This window comes from Phaeobacter sp. JH20_29 (assembly GCF_048056175.1).
GTDB classification, from domain to species: domain Bacteria; phylum Pseudomonadota; class Alphaproteobacteria; order Rhodobacterales; family Rhodobacteraceae; genus Phaeobacter; species Phaeobacter bryozoorum.
Genome location: NZ_JAYMWO010000012.1, coordinates 37,399 through 54,237, shown reverse-complemented (window position 1 = coordinate 54,237; position 16,839 = coordinate 37,399). Strand labels below are relative to the sequence as shown.

Genomic DNA, 16,839 nt, shown 5'->3' with positions numbered 1-16,839 from the left:
TACCTGCGCTATCATTGGTTCAAGAGGAGGAGCGCAGATGGCCACCCCAACCGGCGCCATGCCAACCGCAGCGATGCTTGTCATCGGTGACGAGATTCTGTCCGGGCGCACCCGCGATGCCAATATGTATTACCTCGCCGGCGAGCTGAGCAAACATGGCATCGACCTGCAGGAAGTGCGCGTCGTCAGCGACAATGAGGCCGCGATCATCGCCGCCGTCAGGGCGCTCTCGGATGGTTTTGACCATGTCTTTACCAGCGGCGGTATCGGCCCCACCCATGACGACATCACCGCCGATTGCATCAGCAAGGCCTTTGATGTGCATCTGGACGTGCGCGAGGATGCGCGCGCGCTGTTGCAGGCCCATTACGACAAATCCGGGCAGGAGCTGAACGCGGCCCGCCTGCGCATGGCCCGGATCCCCGATGGTGCGACGCTGATTGAAAACCCGGTCTCCACCGCGCCCGGTTTCACCCTGCGCAACGTGCATGTGATGGCCGGGGTGCCCAGCGTGTTTCAGGCCATGGTCGCCTCGGTCCTGCCGACGCTCACCGGCGGTGCGCCGCTCTTGTCGCAGACCCTGCGAGTGCAGCGGGGCGAGGGCGACATTGCCCCTATCCTGACCGCCATTGCCGAGGCCTATGATGATCTTTCCATCGGCTGTTACCCGTTCCAGCAGAATGGTGCCTTTGGCGCCAATGTGGTGGTGCGCGGTGCCGATGGCGCGAGGGTGGATGCGGCGATTACCGCGCTGGCGCGGGATCTTGATCTTTGACTGCCACGCCGTCGCTGACCGACCCGAAATACTATGACGTCACCGACCACACCTGGCCTGCCGCCGAGGTCCGCCAGCTGGGTCCGGTCACCCTGCGCCGGGGCGATGGCGGCGGCAGCCGGGTCTCCGCAGCAACCGTCATCACAGGCCACGCAAGCGAGGCAGAAATCACCGCCGCCGAACGGGCCATGTCGGAGATGGGGCAGGATCATCTGTTCATGATCCGCGACGGTCAGGACGCCCTTGATGCGCAGCTGGCGGCACGCGGCTACGTGATCAAGGATCCCGTGGTGCTCTGGACCTGTCCTGTCGAACAGCTCTGCCATGTTGAAATCCCGCCCGTGACCGCCTTCTGCGTCTGGGAACCCCTTGCGATCCAGCATGAAATCTGGGCCGCCGGTGGCATCGGTCCCGAGCGCTTTGCGGTCATGCAGCGCACGGCGGGGTCCAAGACCTCGCTGCTGGGCCGCTGCGATGATTCCCCCGCGGGCACCGGCTTTGTGGCGATCCACGACGGCACCGCCATGGTGCACGCGCTGGAAATCCTGCCGCACCAGCGGCGCAAGGGCATGGGCGTCTGGCTGATGCACCGCGCTGCGCAATGGGCCGCCGATCAGGGCGCGCGCGAACTGGCGGTTCTCTGCACCGAAGCCAACGCCGGGGCAAACGGTCTATATGCCTCACTTGGCATGCTGCGCGCCGGGCGTTACCACTATCGCCACAACCCAGAGGGAGTGTAACCGATGACCCGCGACGCTGATGCCCCAACCGCATTAGACCTGCCGATGGTGGACCCGCTGCCGCCAGAGACGCAGAAATATTTCGACATCTGCCAGGACAAACTCGGCATGGTGCCCAACGTGTTGCGGGCCAATGCCTTCGATATCGACAAGCTCAACGCCTTTACCGCGATGTATAACGACCTGATGCTGGCGGACAGCGGCCTGTCAAAGCTGGAGCGCGAGATGATCGCGGTGGTGGTCTCCGCCATCAACAGCTGTTTCTACTGCCTCGCAGCCCATGGCGCGGCGGTGCGTCAGCTGTCGGGCGATCCCAAGCTGGGCGAAATGCTGGTGATGAACTACCGGGTTGCTCCGTTGGAGCCGCGCCAGCGCGCCATGCTGGATTTCGCGGCCAAGGCGACCAAGGCCAGCGCCGAAATCGAAGAGGCCGACCGCCAGACCCTGCGCGACCACGGCTTCAGCGACCGCGATATCTGGGATATCGCCAATGTCACCGGCTTCTTTAACATGTCCAATCGGGTTGCCAGTGCCACCGGCATGGTCCCCAACGACGCCTATCACGCGCAGCACCGGTGATCCGTCGCGCTGTCCTTGCCGCCCGGCGGCTGACGCCTGCGGTGGCGGGGCTGCTCTGTGCGGCCCTGCCGTCCCTTGTGGCAGCCCAGGGTATCGAGCTGCCGCCCGGCGCGCGCCAGCTGGCCGAACGGCCAACCGCCCTTGGCAGCTACGCGGTACCGCTAGGTGCGGCCAGCGACGACGGCGTGCCCGAACGCCAGGTCGAAGGTCAGATTCTGCGCCGCAGCTGGCGGATTTCCGGCGATTCCACGGTTTTGCAGGTGCTGGCGCCATTGCGCGCGCAGCTGGTCGATGCCGGCTATGACCTGCTGTTTCAATGTCCGGCGCGGAGCTGCGGCGGCTTTGATTTCCGCTTTGATATCGAGGTGATCCCGGCGCCGGATATGACGGTGGATGTCAGCAACTTCAGCTTCCTCTCTGCCGAACATCCCGACGGGCGGATCGTCACCCTGCTGGTTTCCCGCTCCGGCAATGCAACCTTTGTGCAGATGATCGAAGTTCGCCCCGCGGAAACCGCCAGCGCGGCACCGCGCGACGACACCGCCGCCATCGCCAGCCAGCCAGAGGAGGCGCCGATCATGGCACCGCCGCTGGTGGGCGCGGCAGAGCTGATCGAGCGCCTGCGCCGCAATGGGCGCGCGGTTCTGGCGGATCTCGAATTTGAAACCGGCGCGGTGGCGCTGGGGGCCAAACCCTATGCCAGTCTGGCGGCGCTGGCAGAGTTCCTCAGCCAGAACCCCGACTATTCCGTGCTCTTGGTGGGCCATACCGATACCGTCGGCAGTCTTAGCCAGAATATCGCGCTCTCCGAACGGCGCGCCGATGCGGTGCGGACCCGTCTGCTGGAGGAGGGCGATCTGGAGCCTGGTCGCGTGTCGGTGGCAGGTGCGGGCTTCATGGCGCCGCTGACCAGCAACCTCAGCCCCGAGGGGCGCGAGGCCAACCGCCGGGTCGAGGTGGTTCTGATCGCCCGCTGACAGGACGCTGACAGGTCGCCCTCAGGAAGCCCACAGGAAGCCCGCAGATCTCCCATGGCCACCGCCCAGAGGCCCGGAACGGGAAAACCCGGCACAATGGCCGGGTCCTCTCCAGTTCCAACGGGGCGCGCGGCTCACCAGGTGATGCCATCCTTATCGGCAAAGGCCTCAGCGAGAAAGTCGATGAACGCCCGCACCTTGGGCTGGGTAAAGCGGCCAGGAGGGTAGACCGCATAGATGCCTTGGGTTTCCATCGGCAGCGAGGGCATGACGTCCTCGACCAGCCCCTCGGCCATGGCATCTGAGTAGAGATAGCTTGGCAGATAGGCGATCCCGAGGCCGGAAATGGCCGCATTCAGCAGCGACTGCCCGTCATTCACCGACAGCCAGCCAGAGGTCCGCACCTGCCGTTTTTCGCCCGACGGCGCGGTGATTTTCCACATGCTGCCGCTGGACTGGTTCGAATAATGCAGCAGCTTGTGCATGTTGAGATCGTCGATCTTCTGTGGACGACCGAATTTCTCCAGATAGGCGGGGGAGGCGATCATCCGCTTGGTGGTTTCGGTCAGCTTGCGCGCACGCAGAGAGCTGTCTTCCAGCTCGCCGATCCGCAGCGCCATATCAAACCCTTCGGAGATCAGCTCCACATAGCGGTTGTTCAGCACCATGTTGACGGTGATATCGGGATAGTCGCGCAGGAAGTCCGACAGCACCGGCGACAGGTGATTGACGCCGAAATCCGTCGCCACTGAAATCCGCAGCAGCCCCGATGGCGCCGATTGCATGGAGGTGACCAGCGCATCCGCCTCACCGGCATCATTCAGGACACGGCGGGCGCGGTCATAGTAGGCCAGCCCAATTTCTGTGGGCGAGACCCGCCGCGTGGTCCGGTTCAGCAGCCGCGCGCCCAGACGGGCCTCAAGGCTTGAGACATGTTTGGACACCGCCGATTTGGAGATCCCCATCTTCTTTGCCGCATCGGTGAATCCGCCCTGGTCCACCACATTGGCAAAGGCCTCCATTTCGGTCAGTCGGTCCATAGCACTCGCGTCCTTGTTTACCCGTGTTGCCTCAAATGTCGCGGGCAAATCGGGCAAGAACGGGGCGAGGATGGGATAATTGCAGGGTTATTCACCCATAGTTTACCAGCTGGAAACACCTGCGGCTCGGCCCGAAGATCGCAATAGCAGTCAAAGCCACTATGTTGAGAAGGGCTTACATCAATGGGAGGACAACTTATGACTGCGATCATCAGATCCACGATGAGAACCGCGCTGGCGGCCCTCATCGCCTGTGCCCTGCCGGTTTCGGCAGCCCTGGCCGGCGGCGAAACCCCGTCGCCGGAGGGGGCGGAGGTCTACTTCGCGATGCCCAGGGATGGCGATACCGTCTCATCCCCGGTCACCGTGGTCTTTGGCCTGCGCGGCATGGGGGTGGCCCCGGCGGGCACCGAAAAGGAAAACACCGGTCACCATCACCTGCTGATCGACCGCCCGCCGCTGGGCGAGGGCGAGGATGGCGCGGATGAGCTGTCCTACGGTCTGCCATCGGATGAAAACCACATCCATTTTGGCGGCGGCCAGACCGAAACCACGCTGGATCTGGCACCGGGCGAACATACGCTGCAACTGGTGATGGGCGATTACGGCCATGTGCCGCATTCCACCCCGGTGGTATCGCAGGTGATCACCATCACGGTCGAATAGGCGAGGCAACGGGCGGCGATACTTCGGCGCAGGGCGAAGCATCGCCGTCGGGCCGGCTGCTAGATCAGGGGCGTATTTCTCAACGAAGGACGCCCCATATGCTCACCTGTGTCATCCGCTACCATATCGACCCCACCAAACGTGAGGATTTCGCCACCTACGCCCGCAACTGGGGGCAGGCGATCCCCCGCTGCGGCGCCGATCTGATCGGCTATTATGCCCCGCATGAAGGCTCATCAACGCTGGCCTATGGCATCTATGATGTGGCAAACCTTGCTGAATACGAAGCCTACCGCGCGCGTCTCGCAGCCGACCCACTGGGCCGCAAAAACTACGCCTTCGCCCAGGAGCGCCGCTTCATCCTGCGCGAGGATCGCACCTGGCTGAAAAAAGTTTCCGACCAAGAAGGATCCACAGGATGATCGCAGTCATATTCGAGGTTGAAATCAAGGATGGCGCCAAGGACCGCTATCTTGAGATCGCAGCCAGTCTGAAGCCGCTTCTGGAACAGATCGAAGGCTTCATCTCCGTCGAACGGTTCCAGAGCCTCACCACGCCGGGCAAACTCCTGTCGCTGTCCTTCTGGGAGAGCGAGGACGCCGTGGCCAACTGGCGCCAGCTCAGCGCCCACCGCGCGGGGCAGAAAGAGGGCAGGGACCATGTGTTCAGGGATTACCGCCTGCGGGTGGCAGGCGTGCTGCGCGACTACGGCATGGAGCGGCGCGACGAAGCCCCCGCCGATGCCCGCGCGGCCCACGACCCTGTTGCCACGTGAAACACGAGGGACGCAGGCTACACCTCTGGGGCTTTGCCGTGATCGGTATGGCCCTCTTCACCTCTCTTGTTGGGGCGGAAGAGGCGCGAATACCCGGCGCGGCGATCCTGTCGCCCCGAGATGGCGATATCGTCGCGTCGCCCATCACAGTTGGTATCCGCGTACCCGCAAAGGGCGCATATCACCTCTATGTCGATGGCGACCCTGTCGGTTCTGATGGGTTGCCCATGGGCGACATCCGCCTGACATTGGATGTGCCAACAGGGGTCCACGAACTCGACGTGCGCCAGATGGGCGCCGCCGTCAGCGGTCAGGCTATCACCGTGCTTGTTGACCGGATCACCTTGCCGGACGACAAGAACTGCCTCGCCTGTGGCGGTTTGCGCCGCCCTTGATCGTTACGTCAAAGACCCCGGTTGCGAACCGGGGCCGTTGTGGAAATAGACACATTAACCGGTCGCAGCTTCAGCGCGGGTGGCGGCCTTCTTCGATCTCTTCCACGATCTTGCCGACAAATGCCTTCAGATCATCGGGGTTGCGGCTGGTCACGATCCCGTTGTCCGCGACGACCTCCGCATCCTGCCAATCGGCCCCCGCGTTGATCATGTCGGTCTTGATCGACTGAAACGAGGTCATGGTGCGGCCCTTGACCAGACCGGCCTCGATCAGCAGCCAGGGCGCATGGCAGATTGCGGCGACAACCTTGCCCTGATCGTAGAAACCGTTGATCAGCTCGATCACATCGTCATTGATGCGCAGCAGATCCGGGTTGATCTGACCGCCGGGCAGGACCAGGGCGTCGTACTCCTCGACACGGACCGCCTCCAGCGCCAGATCCGCCTTGGCCTCACGGCCCCAGTCATCGCCTTCCCAGCCCTTGATCGCCTTGCCATCGAGGCTGGCGACAGAGACCTCAGCGCCCTTGACCCGCAGCTGATCGCGCGGGAATTCCAGTTCGGACTGCTCGAACCCATGGGTGGCAATCATCAGGATCTTGGCGTCGGTGATACGGGGCATGAAACTCTCCTGTCTGTCGTGGCGGTAATCGCGCCACCGGGGCGACGCCGTTCACGGACAAAACGCCACTGGGCGCCGGAGGTTCCACAACCGCAAACGACCCCCGCCACCACAGGCGGCGAGGGTCGCAAGATTTACACAGCGGCGAGACGGTGCCGGATCAGAGGCTGGCCGCCAGCCGTGTGCCCTGATTAATGGCTCGTTTGGCGTCCAGTTCGGCCGCCAGATCGGCGCCGCCGATCACGTGGCAGGATGTGCCCTGTGCCTCCAGCGCATCCGCCAGCGACCGCTCCGACAGCTGGCCAGAGCACAGCACGACGGTATCCGCCGCGATCACGGTTGGATTCTCGCGCGCCTCGCCAAAGCTGACATGCAGCCCGTCGTCGTCGATCTTCTCATAGTTCACGCCGCCGACGAAATTCACATCCTTCATCTTCAGCGTGGCGCGGTGGATCCAGCCGGTGGTCTTGCCCAGCCGCTTGCCGTGGCGCTCCGCCTTGCGCTGCAACAGCGTCACCTCGCGGGCCGGGGCCTCGGGCTGCGGGCCTTCGGGGGCCAGACCGGCGCGATGCTCGGCCGGGTCCGCAACGCCCCATTCCTTCATCCACAGGGGCAGGTTCTCGGTGGCGCTTTCACCTTCGTGCAGCAGGAATTCCGACACATCAAAGCCGATGCCGCCTGCGCCGATCACCGCCACCCGCTTGCCCACCTTGGCCTTGTGGCGCAGCACGTCGATGTAATCGACCACATTGTCACGGTCCTGACCGGGGATCTGCGGATCGCGCGGCACCACACCGGTGGCAATCACCACCTCGTCAAAGCCCTTGAGATCGCCCGCCGACACCTCGCGGTTCAGCTCCAGCGTCACATCGCTCTGGGCCAGCATGGTGCGATACCAATCGACCAGCCCCCAGAATTCTTCCTTGCCCGGCACCTGCTTGGCCATGTTCAGCTGGCCGCCGATCTCGCTTGCGCGATCAAACAGCGTCACCTTGTGGCCACGCTCCGCTGCCGCCAGCGCGGTGGACAGACCCGCAGGACCCGCGCCGACAATGGCGACGGTCTTCACGCTCTCCGCAGGCGTCAGCACCAGTTCGGTCTCGTGGCAGGCGCGCGGATTCACCAGGCAGGAGGTCAGCTTGCCGCTGAACGTATGGTCCAGACAGGCCTGATTGCAGGCGATGCAGGGTGCGATCTGATCGGCCTTGCCCTCCGCCGCCTTGGCGACAAAATCCGCATCCGCCAGCATTGGCCGCGCCATCGACACCATATCGGCGCAGCCCTCGGACAGCACCTGCTCGGCAACCTCCGGCGTGTTGATCCGGTTCGATGTGATCACCGGAATGCCAACCTTGCCCATCAGCTTTTTGGTGACCCAGGCAAAGGCCGCGCGGGGAACAGATGTGGCAATCGTCGGAATACGCGCTTCATGCCAGCCAATACCGGTGTTCAGGATGGTGGCACCGGCCTTCTCGATCTCCTGCGCCAGTTCGACCACCTCGTCATAGGTGGAGCCATTGGGCACAAGATCGATCATCGACAGGCGGTAGATGATGATGAAATTCGTCCCCACCGCCTCACGGGTGCGGCGCACCACCTCGATCGGCAGGCGCATCCGGTTCTCATAGGACCCGCCCCAGCGGTCCTCGCGCTTGTTGGTATGGGTGACGAGGAACTGGTTCAGGAAATAGCCCTCCGACCCCATGATCTCAACGCCATCGTAGCCCGCCTGCTGTGCCAGCACTGCGGCATTCACGATGTCGGAAATCTGCTTCTCGATACCCTCTTCATCCAGCTCCTGCGGCGGGAAGGGCGAGATCGGCGATTTTATCGGGCTTGGCGCCACGCATTTCGGACCATAGGCATAACGCCCGGCATGCAGGATCTGCATCGCGATCTTGCCCCCGGCCTCATGCACGCGGTTTGTGACGATGCTGTGGTTGGCCACATCCTGCTCGCTCGCCATCATCGCCGCCCCTGGCAGAACCGATCCTTCAAGGTTCGGACCAATGCCACCGGTGACCATCAGCGCCACGCCACCGCGCGCCCGGTCGGCATAGAACTCGGCCACCCGGTTCCAGTCCTTGGTTTCCTCAAGCCCGGTGTGCATGGATCCCATCAGCACGCGGTTTTTCAACGTGGTAAAGCCGAGATCCAGCGGCGCCAACATTTTCGGGTACGCAGTCATGACACTCTCCCTGGTAGTTCTCTGATAAGTCTTTGGTCTTCGTTTGCGCGAAAATGGCCCGGCCTGAAAGGGATTGTCACTTTGGACGCGGCGTCAACCTCTTGCACGACGCTGGGGCACAGGTGCACAAGGGGTGCATCCAACCAAGGAGAGACTGGATGACCCCCGAAGATATCGCAACCCTGCCGTACCGGCCCAATGTCGGCGTGATGCTGGTCAATGCAGCGGGTGAGGTCTGGGTCGGCCAGCGCATGGACCGGCACAAGGACGCCTGGCAGATGCCCCAGGGTGGTATCGACGCAGACGAAGATCCCAGGCTGGCGGCGCTGCGCGAACTGGAGGAAGAAACCGGCGTCACCGCCGATCTGGTCGAGATCATCGCCGAAAGCAACGGCTGGCTGCCCTATGATCTGCCCGCCGAGGTGGTGCCGCATTTCTGGGGCGGCAAATATCGCGGGCAGGAACAGAAATGGTATCTGATGCGCTTTCTCGGGCGCGACGATCAGATCAATATCGCCACCGACCACCCGGAATTCTCCGCCTGGTGCTGGCAGCCGGTCGATCAGCTGGTCGGCAAGATCGTGCCATTCAAACGCGAGGTCTACGAACGGGTTATTCAGGAGTTTCAGGACCATCTATGATGGTTCGGACTGCCCCCCGTCTGACAAAGGATGTCCTGATGTCGCCGCTTCGCACGCTTTTTCTGCCCGTTGCCCTCCTGTCTGCGCTGGCCGGTCCCGCATCCGCCCTCAGCTGCCTGCCTTGGGGACCGTCGGACGCCTATCTGGAGGCGGTGAAATCCGACAAAAACTACGTCGTGGTCGAGGGTAAGCTCAGCTTTGATGAAACCGCCCTGCCGAAACCGCCGCAGGACAATCCCAATGATGCGCCGCCGCGCAGCCTGATCCCCGCGCGGATCAACGGTAAGGTGATGACCCCGGACGGCTTTTCAAAAGACGTCGATCTGGACATCACGCTGGAACTCCTCTGCTTTGGGCCGTGGTGTGCTGGCGCTGCGGATGGCGTGGACTATCTGGCCTTTCTGGAGCAGCGCGCAGGCGATTACGTGCTGCGTATGGATCCCTGTGGCGGCTTTGGCTTCGGGGGCACCGATGGTGCCGCCCGAGAGGAGGTGCTGGCCTGCCACGCGGGCACATCCTGCACCCCTTGGTCTGAACGCTAACCCGGACCCGGTTTGGGAGACTAGATGCTAGCCACCCGCCGCCTCCGCCAGCGCAAACCGCTTTGCCCCAGCCACAGGCTGAACAGCGCAAGGCCCGCGCCAATCGCCTGTTTCGCCGTCAGCACCTCGCCAAGGAACACCCAGCCGAGCACCACCGCTGATAGCGGGCTGAGCACCCCGAGAAGCGACACCACCGATGGTTCCAGCCGGGCGATGCCGCGAAACCACAACACATAGGTCGCAGCGCCGCCGATCAGGCTCATATAGGCCAAGCCGAGCAGGTTCTCGGCACTCAGCTGCGGCAGCGATGGCAGCGACCACAGGGTGGCCGGGATCAGCAGCAGCCCGCCCGCCGTCAACTGCCAGGCGGTGAAGGTCAGCAGCGACACAGGCGGCTGCCACTTGCGGCTCAGCACCACGCCGGCCGCCATCGCAATGGCCCCGGCGAGCCCTGCCAGAACACCGATCCCGTCCAGCTGCGCACTCGGCGTCAGCACCAGCAGCGCCACGCCCAGAATGCTCAGGGCCGCCGCCAGCACTGCCGCCGTGCGCACCGGCGTCTTCAGCATCAGCGCCGACAGGAACACCACCACCAGCGGCTGCACCGCGCCAAGGGTCGCAGCAACCCCGCCGGGCAGGCGATAGGCGGCCACAAACAGCAGGCTCCAGAAGATCGAGAAGTTCAGCGCCCCCAGCACCAACAACCGCGGCACCCAGCTCAGCGGCGGCAGTTGCCGCACCATCAGCATCAGCAACAGCCCCGCAGGCAGCGCGCGCAGCAGTGCCACCAGTAGCGGCGACTGCCCCGGCAGCAGGGTGGTGGTGACAATATAGCTGCTGCCCCAGATCACGGGGGCCAGCGCGGTAAGGATCAGATCGCGGCTTTGCATGGCAGAGATTCCTTTATTTCTCGACATCAAGATATATCGGTTTTTCTTGACGTCAAGATATCAGGCGATAAAACCTTCCCACATGGACCATGTGGATTTTGTGACCCAGCAATGGGAGCGAGAGCGCCCCGACCTTGATGTATCGGCGATGGCCGTCATCGGGCGGGTCGGACGATTGGCGCAAGCCTATCAGAAAGAAATGCAGAAAACCTGGGCGCGCTATGATCTGAACGCGGCCAAGTTCGATGTGCTGGCCACCCTGCGCCGGGCAGGCGCGCCTTATCGGCTGTCACCGGGCGATCTGTTGCAGGCCACCATGGTCGCCTCCGGCACCATGACCAACCGCATCGACCGGCTGGTGGACGCCGGTCTGGTGGCGCGCAGCGTCAACCCCGAGGACAGCCGCGGCTTCCTGATTGAGCTGACGCCAGAGGGGCTGAAGCTGATCAACGAGGTGGTCGAGGCCCATGTCGCCACTCAGGCCCGCCTGCTCGGCGATCTGTCGGACACCGAACAGCGCAGCCTGACACAGCTTCTGTCCAAGGCGCTGAACGCGGCAGAAACCGCCTGAAGCCCCCCACGACCGTCAGGGCCGGTCACCGATGAAAAAAGCCGCCCCCGATTGCTCGGGGACGGCTGTGCAATAGTGGCCGCGGGCACGCCCCGGCTCAGATCAGCCCTTCGCGGCGCAGCACCTGATTCATCACCGCCTTGGGGCGGGGGCCGATATGGCTGATCACCTCGGCGGCGCAGACATTGCCGATCCTGGCGCAGGTCTCGATATCCAGCCCCTTGGCCATGCCGAACAGGAACCCGGCAGCAAATTGATCGCCGGCCCCGGTGGCATCCACCGGCACCACCCGCTCAACCGGCACTGTCACGCGGGTGTCGCCCTCAACCACGGTGACGCCATCGCCGGAGCGGGTGCAGACCACCAGCGGGCAGATGGCGGCTGTCTTGGCCAGCGCCTCTTCCAGATCGTCGGTTTCAAACAGCGATTTGATCTCGGCCTCATTGCCGATCACGAAATCGAGGTCGTGTTCGATCAGCGACAGGAAGTCGGCCCGGTGGCGTTCCACACAGAAGGGATCGGAAATCGCGATGCCGCATTTGCCGCCGCCGTTGCGGCAGTCCCGCGCCGCTTCCATAAAGGCGCTCTTGCCCTTGTCTTTGTCGAACAGATAGCCCTCAAGGAACATCAGCTGCGCCTTGCCGGCCACCGTGTCCGGCACATCCGACGAGGACAGCTCGGAGGAGATGCCCAGATAGGTGTTCATCGACCGCTCGCCATCGCCGGAGACAAAGATCATCGACCGCGAGGTCGGCAGCTCGCCGCCCGCAACCGGCGGGTTCACAAAATCCACGCCGTCATCCGCCATCGCCTTGGCGTAGAACCGCCCCAGCGCATCGTCATGCACCCGCCCGATAAAGGCCGCATCCAGCCCCAGTGCACCCGCGCCCGCAATGGTATTCGCCACCGAACCGCCGGGCGTCTGCACCCGTTCCTGCATCGCCGCATAGAGCACCTCGCCGCGATCACGTTCGATCAGCTGCATAATGCCTTTCTCGATGCCCATATGCTCCAGAAAGCTGTCGTCACATTGGCTGATCACGTCCACAACGGCATTGCCGATCCCGACGAGCTGGTAGGTTTTCATAGAGTCTTGTCCTCAAACTGGCAGAGATCGCGGATGATGCAGGTGGGGCACATCGGCTTGCGAGCCTTGCAATGGTATCGTCCGTGCAGGATCAGCCAATGATGGGCATGAAGCTGGAAATCCGCCGGAATATTGTCTTCGATGGCACGTTCGACCGCATCGACATCCTTGCCCGGCGCAATGCCCGCCCGGTTGCCAACGCGAAAGATATGGGTGTCCACCGCCTGTGCGGGCTGGCGCCACCACATGTTCAGCACCACATTTGCGGTCTTGCGCCCGACACCGGGCAGGGATTGCAGCGCCGCGCGGGAATTGGGCACGATGCCGTCATACTCCTCGACCAGAATCCGCGACATCTTGATCACGTTCTTGGCCTTCTGGCGATATAATCCGATGGTCTTGATATGCTCGATCAGACCTTCTTCGCCCAGATCCAGCATCTTCTGCGGGGTGTCGGCAATCTTGAACAGCTCGCGTGTTGCCCGGTTCACGCCCGCATCGGTGGCCTGCGCCGACAGCGCCACCGCTACCACAAGCGTATAGACGTTGACGTGATCCAGTTCGCCCTTCGGCTCTGGATCCGCTGCCTGAAACCGCGTGAAGATCTCACGCAGCGTGTGATAATCGAGTTGCTTTGCCATCGCGGCCCTTAATGCCGCGCAGGAACAGTCGGCGCAAACAGAAAAGCGGGTCAGGGTGAGCGAAGCGTTACACTGCGGCTTGCCGGTCTCGCGCAGGCCCATCGCGCAAGATCCGGGTCGCACTGCCCGGCCAGCGCCATATACTGGAGCACAGGACCACAGGCGGGAGTGCGACCCATGACATTGCAGACGCGCGAGGAGAGCTATCATTACGGCGTCATGCGCCGGGCGATTGCGCTGATTGACGATGGCGGCGAGGATCTGACGCTGGCCGAACTCTCTGCCGCGATGGGGATGAGCCCCTCGCATTTCCAGCGGCTGTTCTCGGCCTGGGTCGGCGTCTCCCCCAAACGCTACCAGCAATATCTGCGGCTGGGCCATGCCAAGAGCCTGCTGGAGGATCGCTTCACCACGCTGGAGGCCGCCCATGCCGTGGGTCTTTCGGGCAGTGGCCGGCTGCACGATCTGTTCCTGCGCTGGGAGGCGATGAGCCCCGGCGAATACGCCCGCAAGGGGGCCGGTCTGACAATCCACTGGGGCTGGTTTGACAGCCCCTTCGGTCTGGCGCTGGTGATGGGCACGCAGAAAGGCATCTGCGGGCTGGCCTTCGCGGCGGAAACCGGGCCGGAGGCGGCGATGGCGGATATGCGGTCACGCTGGCCTCAGGCCGCGTTTGCCGAAACCCCGGAGCTGTTGCGGCCGCAGGCGGAGGCGATCTTTGCACAGCGCGGCGAGGCTGCCCTGCATATGATCGGCGCCCCCTTGCAGATCAAGGTCTGGGAGGCGCTGCTGCGCATCCCGTCCGGGCAGGTCACCACCTATTCCGAGATCGCCCAATCCATCGGCGCGCCGCGTGCGGTGCGCGCCGTCGGCACGGCGGTGGGGCGCAACCCGGTCAGCTGGCTGATCCCCTGCCACCGCGCCCTGCGCAAATCCGGCGCTCTTGGCGGCTACCACTGGGGGCTGCCGGTCAAACGCGCGATGCTGGCCTATGAGGCGGCGCGGGAGGAGGGGCAGCAGGACGGCGCGGCCTGATCCGCGCGCACCCTGTCCTGACCCGCGCGCCGCGCAAACAGCCGCCGCAGCAGGGCGGGGCGCTTGCCACCCGGCGCGATCTCGGCCTCGGCCCGCGCTGCGGCCATTGCGGCGGCCTTTGCCGCGCCCCGGATCTGAGCGGCCTCCCGCTCCACTTCGTAGGATTTGGAAAACTGGCGCTGGGCCTCCCATTTGTCTTTGCCCAGCGTGATCAGAACAATCCAGTCATAGGTCAGCATGGTGTTTCTCCTTCTGTCTGAAGTCAGAACACCACAACGCTGCTGACACGCTTTGTCAGCGGCCTGTGCTATGATGTCAGCAGCCTGTCAGTGGAGAGAGACCATGGAACGCACCGGCCGCCTGTTCGAAGTCATCCAAATCCTGCGCGCCGCCTCCGCCCCGATCCGGGCGGAGGATCTGGCGGAAAAGCTGGAGGTCTCAAAACGCACCGTCTACCGCGATATCGCCGCGCTTCAGGGGATGCGCACCCCGATCGAGGGGGAGGCGGGTATCGGCTATGTGCTGCGCAAGGGCTATGATCTGCCGCCGCTCAACTTCGACGAAGAAGAGCTGGAGGCGCTTTATGTCGGCCTGTCCCTGTTGATGCGAACCGGCGACGGCGCCTTGCAGGAGGCGGCCAAAAGGGTCTGTCGCAAAGTCATGGAATGCCGCTCGCCCGGAGATCGGTTGCAGGTGGCCCCCTGGGGCGGCGCGCCGCTGGATGATCCCGAGCGGGGCTGCGTGTCAAAGGGGCTGCTGCGACAGGCGGTCCGGGAAAGCCGCAAACTGCGGCTCACCTATCTCTGTCCCGACAGCGGCGAAACCCTGCGGGTCCTGCGCCCGCTGGCGCTGATCTACAACGTCGAAACCACGCTGCTGGCGGCCTGGTGCGAACTGCGCGGCGGCTTTCGCCATTTTCGCGCCGACCGGATGCTCTGCGCCGATCTGCTGGCGGACAGCTTTGCGGCAGAGGCCGATCTGCTGCGCAAACTCTGGATGGAGCAGGGCGGCGGACTTGAGGAGGATGCGGCCCGGATCACCTCAGCCTAAAGCAGAGCTTGGGCAGGTTTTCGCCGAGCCAAAAAGACGTTACCTTGTGATGACGGCACCGCAACACGATATTCTCCGCAGCACGGGCCCCGCCCGGATTGAGCAAGCAAAAGGCAGATTTTTGATGATGCAGATGAAACTTACCACCGCAGCCATCCTGGCCGCAGGCCTGGGCCTGACCGCCTGTACCGATCCCGCAACCGTCGGCACCCCCGGCAGCAAGACCCAGAGCGGCGCTCTGATCGGGGGCCTGATCGGCGCGGGCGTTGGCGCTGCTGCCAATGATTCCGACCGGGGTCTGGGTGCTGTCACCGGCGCGCTGGTCGGTGCCGCCGCAGGCAGCGTCATCGGCAACCAGCTGGACGCGCAGGAGCGCGAGCTGCGCCAGTCGATCTCCAATGATGGCATCTCCATCGTCAACACCGGCGACCGTCTGATCGTGTCGCTGCCCAATGACCTCACCTTTGCCACCGACAGCGCGGCGATCTCGCCCGCGGTGCGCTCTGACCTGAACAAGGTAGCCGCCAGCCTGGTGCGCTACCCCAACAGTCAGGTTCAGGTGATCGGCCATACCGACAGCGATGGCGATGCCGCCTATAACCAGGGCCTGTCGGAGCGTCGCGCCAATGCGGTCGCCGATCAGATCCAGGCCGGTGGTGTGCCCTACAACCGCGTGCAGATCATTGGCCGCGGCGAAAGCCAGCCGGTGGCGTCGAACCTCACACCCGATGGCAAGGCGCGCAACCGCCGCGTGGAAATCGTCGTGATCCCGCAGGGCGCCTGAGCCTCCTGACGCAGCCATATCCGGGGTGTTGCCCCGTCCGAGCAGAAAGACCGCGCCGCAGGGTGCGGTCTTTTTTCTGCGCAGTTATGTAACTATTCCAGACTGCGTGGCGTTGTGTGGATGACTGCACATCGGCTGCGCAGGCGTCGGGGTTTTCTTACCGGCCTGCCGGCATAGGTTTGTCCGAGACAGAAATTCAAAACCGAAAGAGGCATCACACCATGTCCGATCCCAAAATCCTGACCATCTCCGGTTCGCTGCGTGCGGGCGCCACCAACCGTAAACTGCTGGCCGAGGCCCTGCGCCTGTTTGGTCCCGCCGAGGTGAGCGAGGCCGATCTCAATCTGCCGCTTTATGACGGTGACGACGAACAGGCCAATGGCATTCCCGCAGCGGTTCAGCGGCTTGCGGATCAGATCGAGGCGGCGGATGCGGTGATCATCTCCACCCCGGAATATAACGGCGCGCCCTCTGGCGTGTTGAAGAACGCTCTCGACTGGGTCAGCCGCACCAGCAACAAACCGTTTCAGGACAAACCGGTGGCCGTCATGTCCGCCGCTGCGGGCCGCGCCGGTGGGGAGAAGTCGCAGATGCTGCTGCGCACATTCCTGGTGCCGTTTCAGCCCCGCGTGCTGACCGCACCGCAGGTGCATGTGGCGGCATCGCAGTCCGAATTCGACGAAGGCGGCCGCCTGAAAGGCGAGATGTATGTCAAAACGCTGGAAACGCTGATGACGGCGCTGCGGGCCGAAATCGCGCGCTGAGCTGGCCCAGACCAGAGATCAACCAGCCCCGCAGCGCAACCGCCGCTTCGGGGCTGTCTTTGTGTCGGCGTCTGCCG

The 16,839-nt window shown here is 63.8% G+C and carries 22 protein-coding genes; 15 read left to right on the top strand and 7 right to left on the bottom strand.

What is annotated here, in order from left to right; genetic code table 11:
- Nucleotides 1–37: 37 nt before the first annotated feature.
- The 4 genes from VWZ85_RS09050 to VWZ85_RS09035 are packed head-to-tail and all read left to right on the top strand — an operon-like array spanning nucleotide 38 to nucleotide 3,071.
- Entirely contained in the window at nucleotides 38–775 is a 738-nt protein-coding gene (locus VWZ85_RS09050; RefSeq protein WP_340546797.1) for a competence/damage-inducible protein A, read from the top strand.
- The gene (locus tag VWZ85_RS09045) at nucleotides 772–1,515 is read left to right on the top strand and encodes a GNAT family N-acetyltransferase (RefSeq protein ID WP_416587937.1); all 744 of its coding nucleotides are present in this window, start codon (nucleotides 772–774) and stop codon (nucleotides 1,513–1,515) included. The genes VWZ85_RS09050 and VWZ85_RS09045 overlap by 4 nt, the downstream gene beginning before the upstream one ends.
- A 3-nt stretch (nucleotides 1,516–1,518) precedes the next feature.
- On the top strand, nucleotides 1,519–2,094 hold the full coding sequence (locus tag VWZ85_RS09040; RefSeq protein WP_340546799.1) for a peroxidase-related enzyme: 576 nt from the start codon (nucleotides 1,519–1,521) through the stop codon (nucleotides 2,092–2,094).
- Entirely contained in the window at nucleotides 2,091–3,071 is a 981-nt protein-coding gene (locus tag VWZ85_RS09035; RefSeq protein WP_416587935.1) for an OmpA family protein, read from the top strand. Before VWZ85_RS09040 ends, VWZ85_RS09035 begins: the two co-directional genes overlap by 4 nt.
- A 134-nt stretch (nucleotides 3,072–3,205) precedes the next feature.
- On the opposite strand, the gene VWZ85_RS09030 is transcribed toward VWZ85_RS09035, so the two are convergent.
- Nucleotides 3,206–4,111, bottom strand: a complete 906-nt coding sequence (locus VWZ85_RS09030) for a LysR family transcriptional regulator (protein WP_340546801.1) — start codon at nucleotides 4,109–4,111, stop codon at nucleotides 3,206–3,208.
- Between the two features lie 222 nt (nucleotides 4,112–4,333).
- Here VWZ85_RS09030 and VWZ85_RS09025 point away from each other — a divergent pair, with 222 nt between their 5' ends.
- From VWZ85_RS09025 to VWZ85_RS09010, 4 genes are all read left to right on the top strand, one after another.
- Nucleotides 4,334–4,777 (top strand): DUF4399 domain-containing protein, encoded by a 444-nt coding sequence (locus VWZ85_RS09025; protein WP_416588067.1) that lies wholly within the window; start codon nucleotides 4,334–4,336, stop codon nucleotides 4,775–4,777.
- A 98-nt stretch (nucleotides 4,778–4,875) separates the two neighbouring features.
- The gene (locus tag VWZ85_RS09020) at nucleotides 4,876–5,199 is read left to right on the top strand and encodes an NIPSNAP family protein (protein ID WP_416587932.1); all 324 of its coding nucleotides are present in this window, start codon (nucleotides 4,876–4,878) and stop codon (nucleotides 5,197–5,199) included.
- On the top strand, nucleotides 5,196–5,552 hold the full coding sequence (locus VWZ85_RS09015; protein ID WP_416535266.1) for an antibiotic biosynthesis monooxygenase family protein: 357 nt from the start codon (nucleotides 5,196–5,198) through the stop codon (nucleotides 5,550–5,552). Before VWZ85_RS09020 ends, VWZ85_RS09015 begins: the two co-directional genes overlap by 4 nt.
- Nucleotides 5,549–5,947, top strand: coding sequence for a hypothetical protein (locus VWZ85_RS09010; RefSeq protein WP_416543268.1), 399 nt, complete (start codon nucleotides 5,549–5,551; stop codon nucleotides 5,945–5,947). Before VWZ85_RS09015 ends, VWZ85_RS09010 begins: the two co-directional genes overlap by 4 nt.
- Nucleotides 5,948–6,017: 70 nt before the next feature.
- Here VWZ85_RS09010 and VWZ85_RS09005 read toward each other — a convergent pair whose 3' ends face one another.
- Complete coding sequence (locus VWZ85_RS09005; RefSeq protein WP_416535264.1) at nucleotides 6,018–6,569, bottom strand: type 1 glutamine amidotransferase domain-containing protein; 552 nt, start codon at nucleotides 6,567–6,569, stop codon at nucleotides 6,018–6,020.
- A gap of 160 nt (nucleotides 6,570–6,729) precedes the next feature.
- Nucleotides 6,730–8,757: an FAD-dependent oxidoreductase gene (locus VWZ85_RS09000; protein ID WP_416537406.1), complete on the bottom strand. Its 2,028-nt coding sequence runs from the start codon at nucleotides 8,755–8,757 to the stop codon at nucleotides 6,730–6,732.
- A 158-nt stretch (nucleotides 8,758–8,915) separates the two neighbouring features.
- On the opposite strand from VWZ85_RS09000, the gene VWZ85_RS08995 reads away from it, so the two are divergent.
- On the top strand, nucleotides 8,916–9,398 hold the full coding sequence (locus VWZ85_RS08995; protein ID WP_340546806.1) for an RNA pyrophosphohydrolase: 483 nt from the start codon (nucleotides 8,916–8,918) through the stop codon (nucleotides 9,396–9,398).
- A gap of 38 nt (nucleotides 9,399–9,436) precedes the next feature.
- Nucleotides 9,437–9,940 (top strand): hypothetical protein, encoded by a 504-nt coding sequence (locus VWZ85_RS08990; RefSeq protein WP_416545282.1) that lies wholly within the window; start codon nucleotides 9,437–9,439, stop codon nucleotides 9,938–9,940.
- Between the two features lie 20 nt (nucleotides 9,941–9,960).
- Here VWZ85_RS08990 and VWZ85_RS08985 read toward each other — a convergent pair whose 3' ends face one another.
- Complete coding sequence (locus VWZ85_RS08985; RefSeq protein ID WP_416587929.1) at nucleotides 9,961–10,830, bottom strand: EamA family transporter; 870 nt, start codon at nucleotides 10,828–10,830, stop codon at nucleotides 9,961–9,963.
- A gap of 82 nt (nucleotides 10,831–10,912) precedes the next feature.
- Between VWZ85_RS08985 and VWZ85_RS08980 the strand changes: the two genes are divergently transcribed.
- Nucleotides 10,913–11,401 carry a MarR family winged helix-turn-helix transcriptional regulator gene (locus tag VWZ85_RS08980; protein ID WP_260082048.1) on the top strand — a complete coding sequence of 163 codons (489 nt, stop codon included), beginning with the start codon at nucleotides 10,913–10,915 and terminating at the stop codon, nucleotides 11,399–11,401.
- A 97-nt stretch (nucleotides 11,402–11,498) separates the two neighbouring features.
- On the opposite strand, the gene VWZ85_RS08975 is transcribed toward VWZ85_RS08980, so the two are convergent.
- A complete protein-coding gene (locus tag VWZ85_RS08975) occupies nucleotides 11,499–12,488 on the bottom strand; it encodes an adenosine kinase (protein ID WP_416535260.1) in 990 nt (329 codons plus the stop codon).
- Nucleotides 12,485–13,129, bottom strand: a complete 645-nt coding sequence (gene nth / locus VWZ85_RS08970) for an endonuclease III (RefSeq protein WP_416541203.1) — start codon at nucleotides 13,127–13,129, stop codon at nucleotides 12,485–12,487. Before nth ends, VWZ85_RS08975 begins: the two co-directional genes overlap by 4 nt.
- Before the next feature lie 177 nt (nucleotides 13,130–13,306).
- Here nth and VWZ85_RS08965 point away from each other — a divergent pair, with 177 nt between their 5' ends.
- On the top strand, nucleotides 13,307–14,164 hold the full coding sequence (locus VWZ85_RS08965) for a methylated-DNA--[protein]-cysteine S-methyltransferase (RefSeq protein WP_416537402.1): 858 nt from the start codon (nucleotides 13,307–13,309) through the stop codon (nucleotides 14,162–14,164).
- On the opposite strand, the gene VWZ85_RS08960 is transcribed toward VWZ85_RS08965, so the two are convergent.
- A complete protein-coding gene (locus tag VWZ85_RS08960) occupies nucleotides 14,119–14,403 on the bottom strand; it encodes a hypothetical protein (protein WP_416587927.1) in 285 nt (94 codons plus the stop codon). The two genes, VWZ85_RS08965 and VWZ85_RS08960, sit on opposite strands and share 46 nt — an antisense overlap.
- Nucleotides 14,404–14,506: 103 nt before the next feature.
- Here VWZ85_RS08960 and VWZ85_RS08955 point away from each other — a divergent pair, with 103 nt between their 5' ends.
- The 3 genes from VWZ85_RS08955 (at nucleotide 14,507) to VWZ85_RS08945 (ending at nucleotide 16,762) form a co-directional block, all read left to right on the top strand.
- Entirely contained in the window at nucleotides 14,507–15,214 is a 708-nt protein-coding gene (locus VWZ85_RS08955) for a helix-turn-helix transcriptional regulator (protein ID WP_340546813.1), read from the top strand.
- Nucleotides 15,215–15,338: 124 nt separating this feature from the next.
- Nucleotides 15,339–15,998 carry an OmpA family protein gene (locus VWZ85_RS08950; protein WP_340546814.1) on the top strand — a complete coding sequence of 220 codons (660 nt, stop codon included), beginning with the start codon at nucleotides 15,339–15,341 and terminating at the stop codon, nucleotides 15,996–15,998.
- Between the two features lie 221 nt (nucleotides 15,999–16,219).
- Entirely contained in the window at nucleotides 16,220–16,762 is a 543-nt protein-coding gene (locus tag VWZ85_RS08945) for an NADPH-dependent FMN reductase (protein ID WP_416535257.1), read from the top strand.
- The last annotated feature ends 77 nt before the right edge of the window (nucleotides 16,763–16,839 follow it).

Excerpts from the sequence above, each read along its gene's own strand:
- VWZ85_RS09020 (WP_416587932.1), top strand. The coding sequence starts at position 4,876 with ATGCTCACCTGTGTCATCCGCTACCATATCGACCCCACCAAACGTGAG.
- VWZ85_RS08960 (WP_416587927.1), bottom strand. The coding sequence starts at position 14,403 with ATGCTGACCTATGACTGGATTGTTCTGATCACGCTGGGCAAAGACAAA.
- VWZ85_RS09015 (WP_416535266.1), top strand. The coding sequence starts at position 5,196 with ATGATCGCAGTCATATTCGAGGTTGAAATCAAGGATGGCGCCAAGGAC.
- VWZ85_RS08965 (WP_416537402.1), top strand. The coding sequence starts at position 13,307 with ATGACATTGCAGACGCGCGAGGAGAGCTATCATTACGGCGTCATGCGC.
- VWZ85_RS09025 (WP_416588067.1), top strand. The coding sequence starts at position 4,334 with ATGAGAACCGCGCTGGCGGCCCTCATCGCCTGTGCCCTGCCGGTTTCG.
- VWZ85_RS09005 (WP_416535264.1), bottom strand. The coding sequence starts at position 6,569 with ATGCCCCGTATCACCGACGCCAAGATCCTGATGATTGCCACCCATGGG.
- VWZ85_RS08975 (WP_416535260.1), bottom strand. The coding sequence starts at position 12,488 with ATGAAAACCTACCAGCTCGTCGGGATCGGCAATGCCGTTGTGGACGTG.
- VWZ85_RS08955 (WP_340546813.1), top strand. The coding sequence starts at position 14,507 with ATGGAACGCACCGGCCGCCTGTTCGAAGTCATCCAAATCCTGCGCGCC.
- VWZ85_RS08990 (WP_416545282.1), top strand. The coding sequence starts at position 9,437 with ATGTCGCCGCTTCGCACGCTTTTTCTGCCCGTTGCCCTCCTGTCTGCG.
- VWZ85_RS09040 (WP_340546799.1), top strand. The coding sequence starts at position 1,519 with ATGACCCGCGACGCTGATGCCCCAACCGCATTAGACCTGCCGATGGTG.
- nth (WP_416541203.1), bottom strand. The coding sequence starts at position 13,129 with ATGGCAAAGCAACTCGATTATCACACGCTGCGTGAGATCTTCACGCGG.
- VWZ85_RS08950 (WP_340546814.1), top strand. The coding sequence starts at position 15,339 with ATGATGCAGATGAAACTTACCACCGCAGCCATCCTGGCCGCAGGCCTG.
- VWZ85_RS09000 (WP_416537406.1), bottom strand. The coding sequence starts at position 8,757 with ATGACTGCGTACCCGAAAATGTTGGCGCCGCTGGATCTCGGCTTTACC.
- VWZ85_RS08945 (WP_416535257.1), top strand. The coding sequence starts at position 16,220 with ATGTCCGATCCCAAAATCCTGACCATCTCCGGTTCGCTGCGTGCGGGC.
- VWZ85_RS08980 (WP_260082048.1), top strand. The coding sequence starts at position 10,913 with ATGGACCATGTGGATTTTGTGACCCAGCAATGGGAGCGAGAGCGCCCC.
- VWZ85_RS09050 (WP_340546797.1), top strand. The coding sequence starts at position 38 with ATGGCCACCCCAACCGGCGCCATGCCAACCGCAGCGATGCTTGTCATC.
- VWZ85_RS08995 (WP_340546806.1), top strand. The coding sequence starts at position 8,916 with ATGACCCCCGAAGATATCGCAACCCTGCCGTACCGGCCCAATGTCGGC.
- VWZ85_RS08985 (WP_416587929.1), bottom strand. The coding sequence starts at position 10,830 with ATGCAAAGCCGCGATCTGATCCTTACCGCGCTGGCCCCCGTGATCTGG.
- VWZ85_RS09030 (WP_340546801.1), bottom strand. The coding sequence starts at position 4,111 with ATGGACCGACTGACCGAAATGGAGGCCTTTGCCAATGTGGTGGACCAG.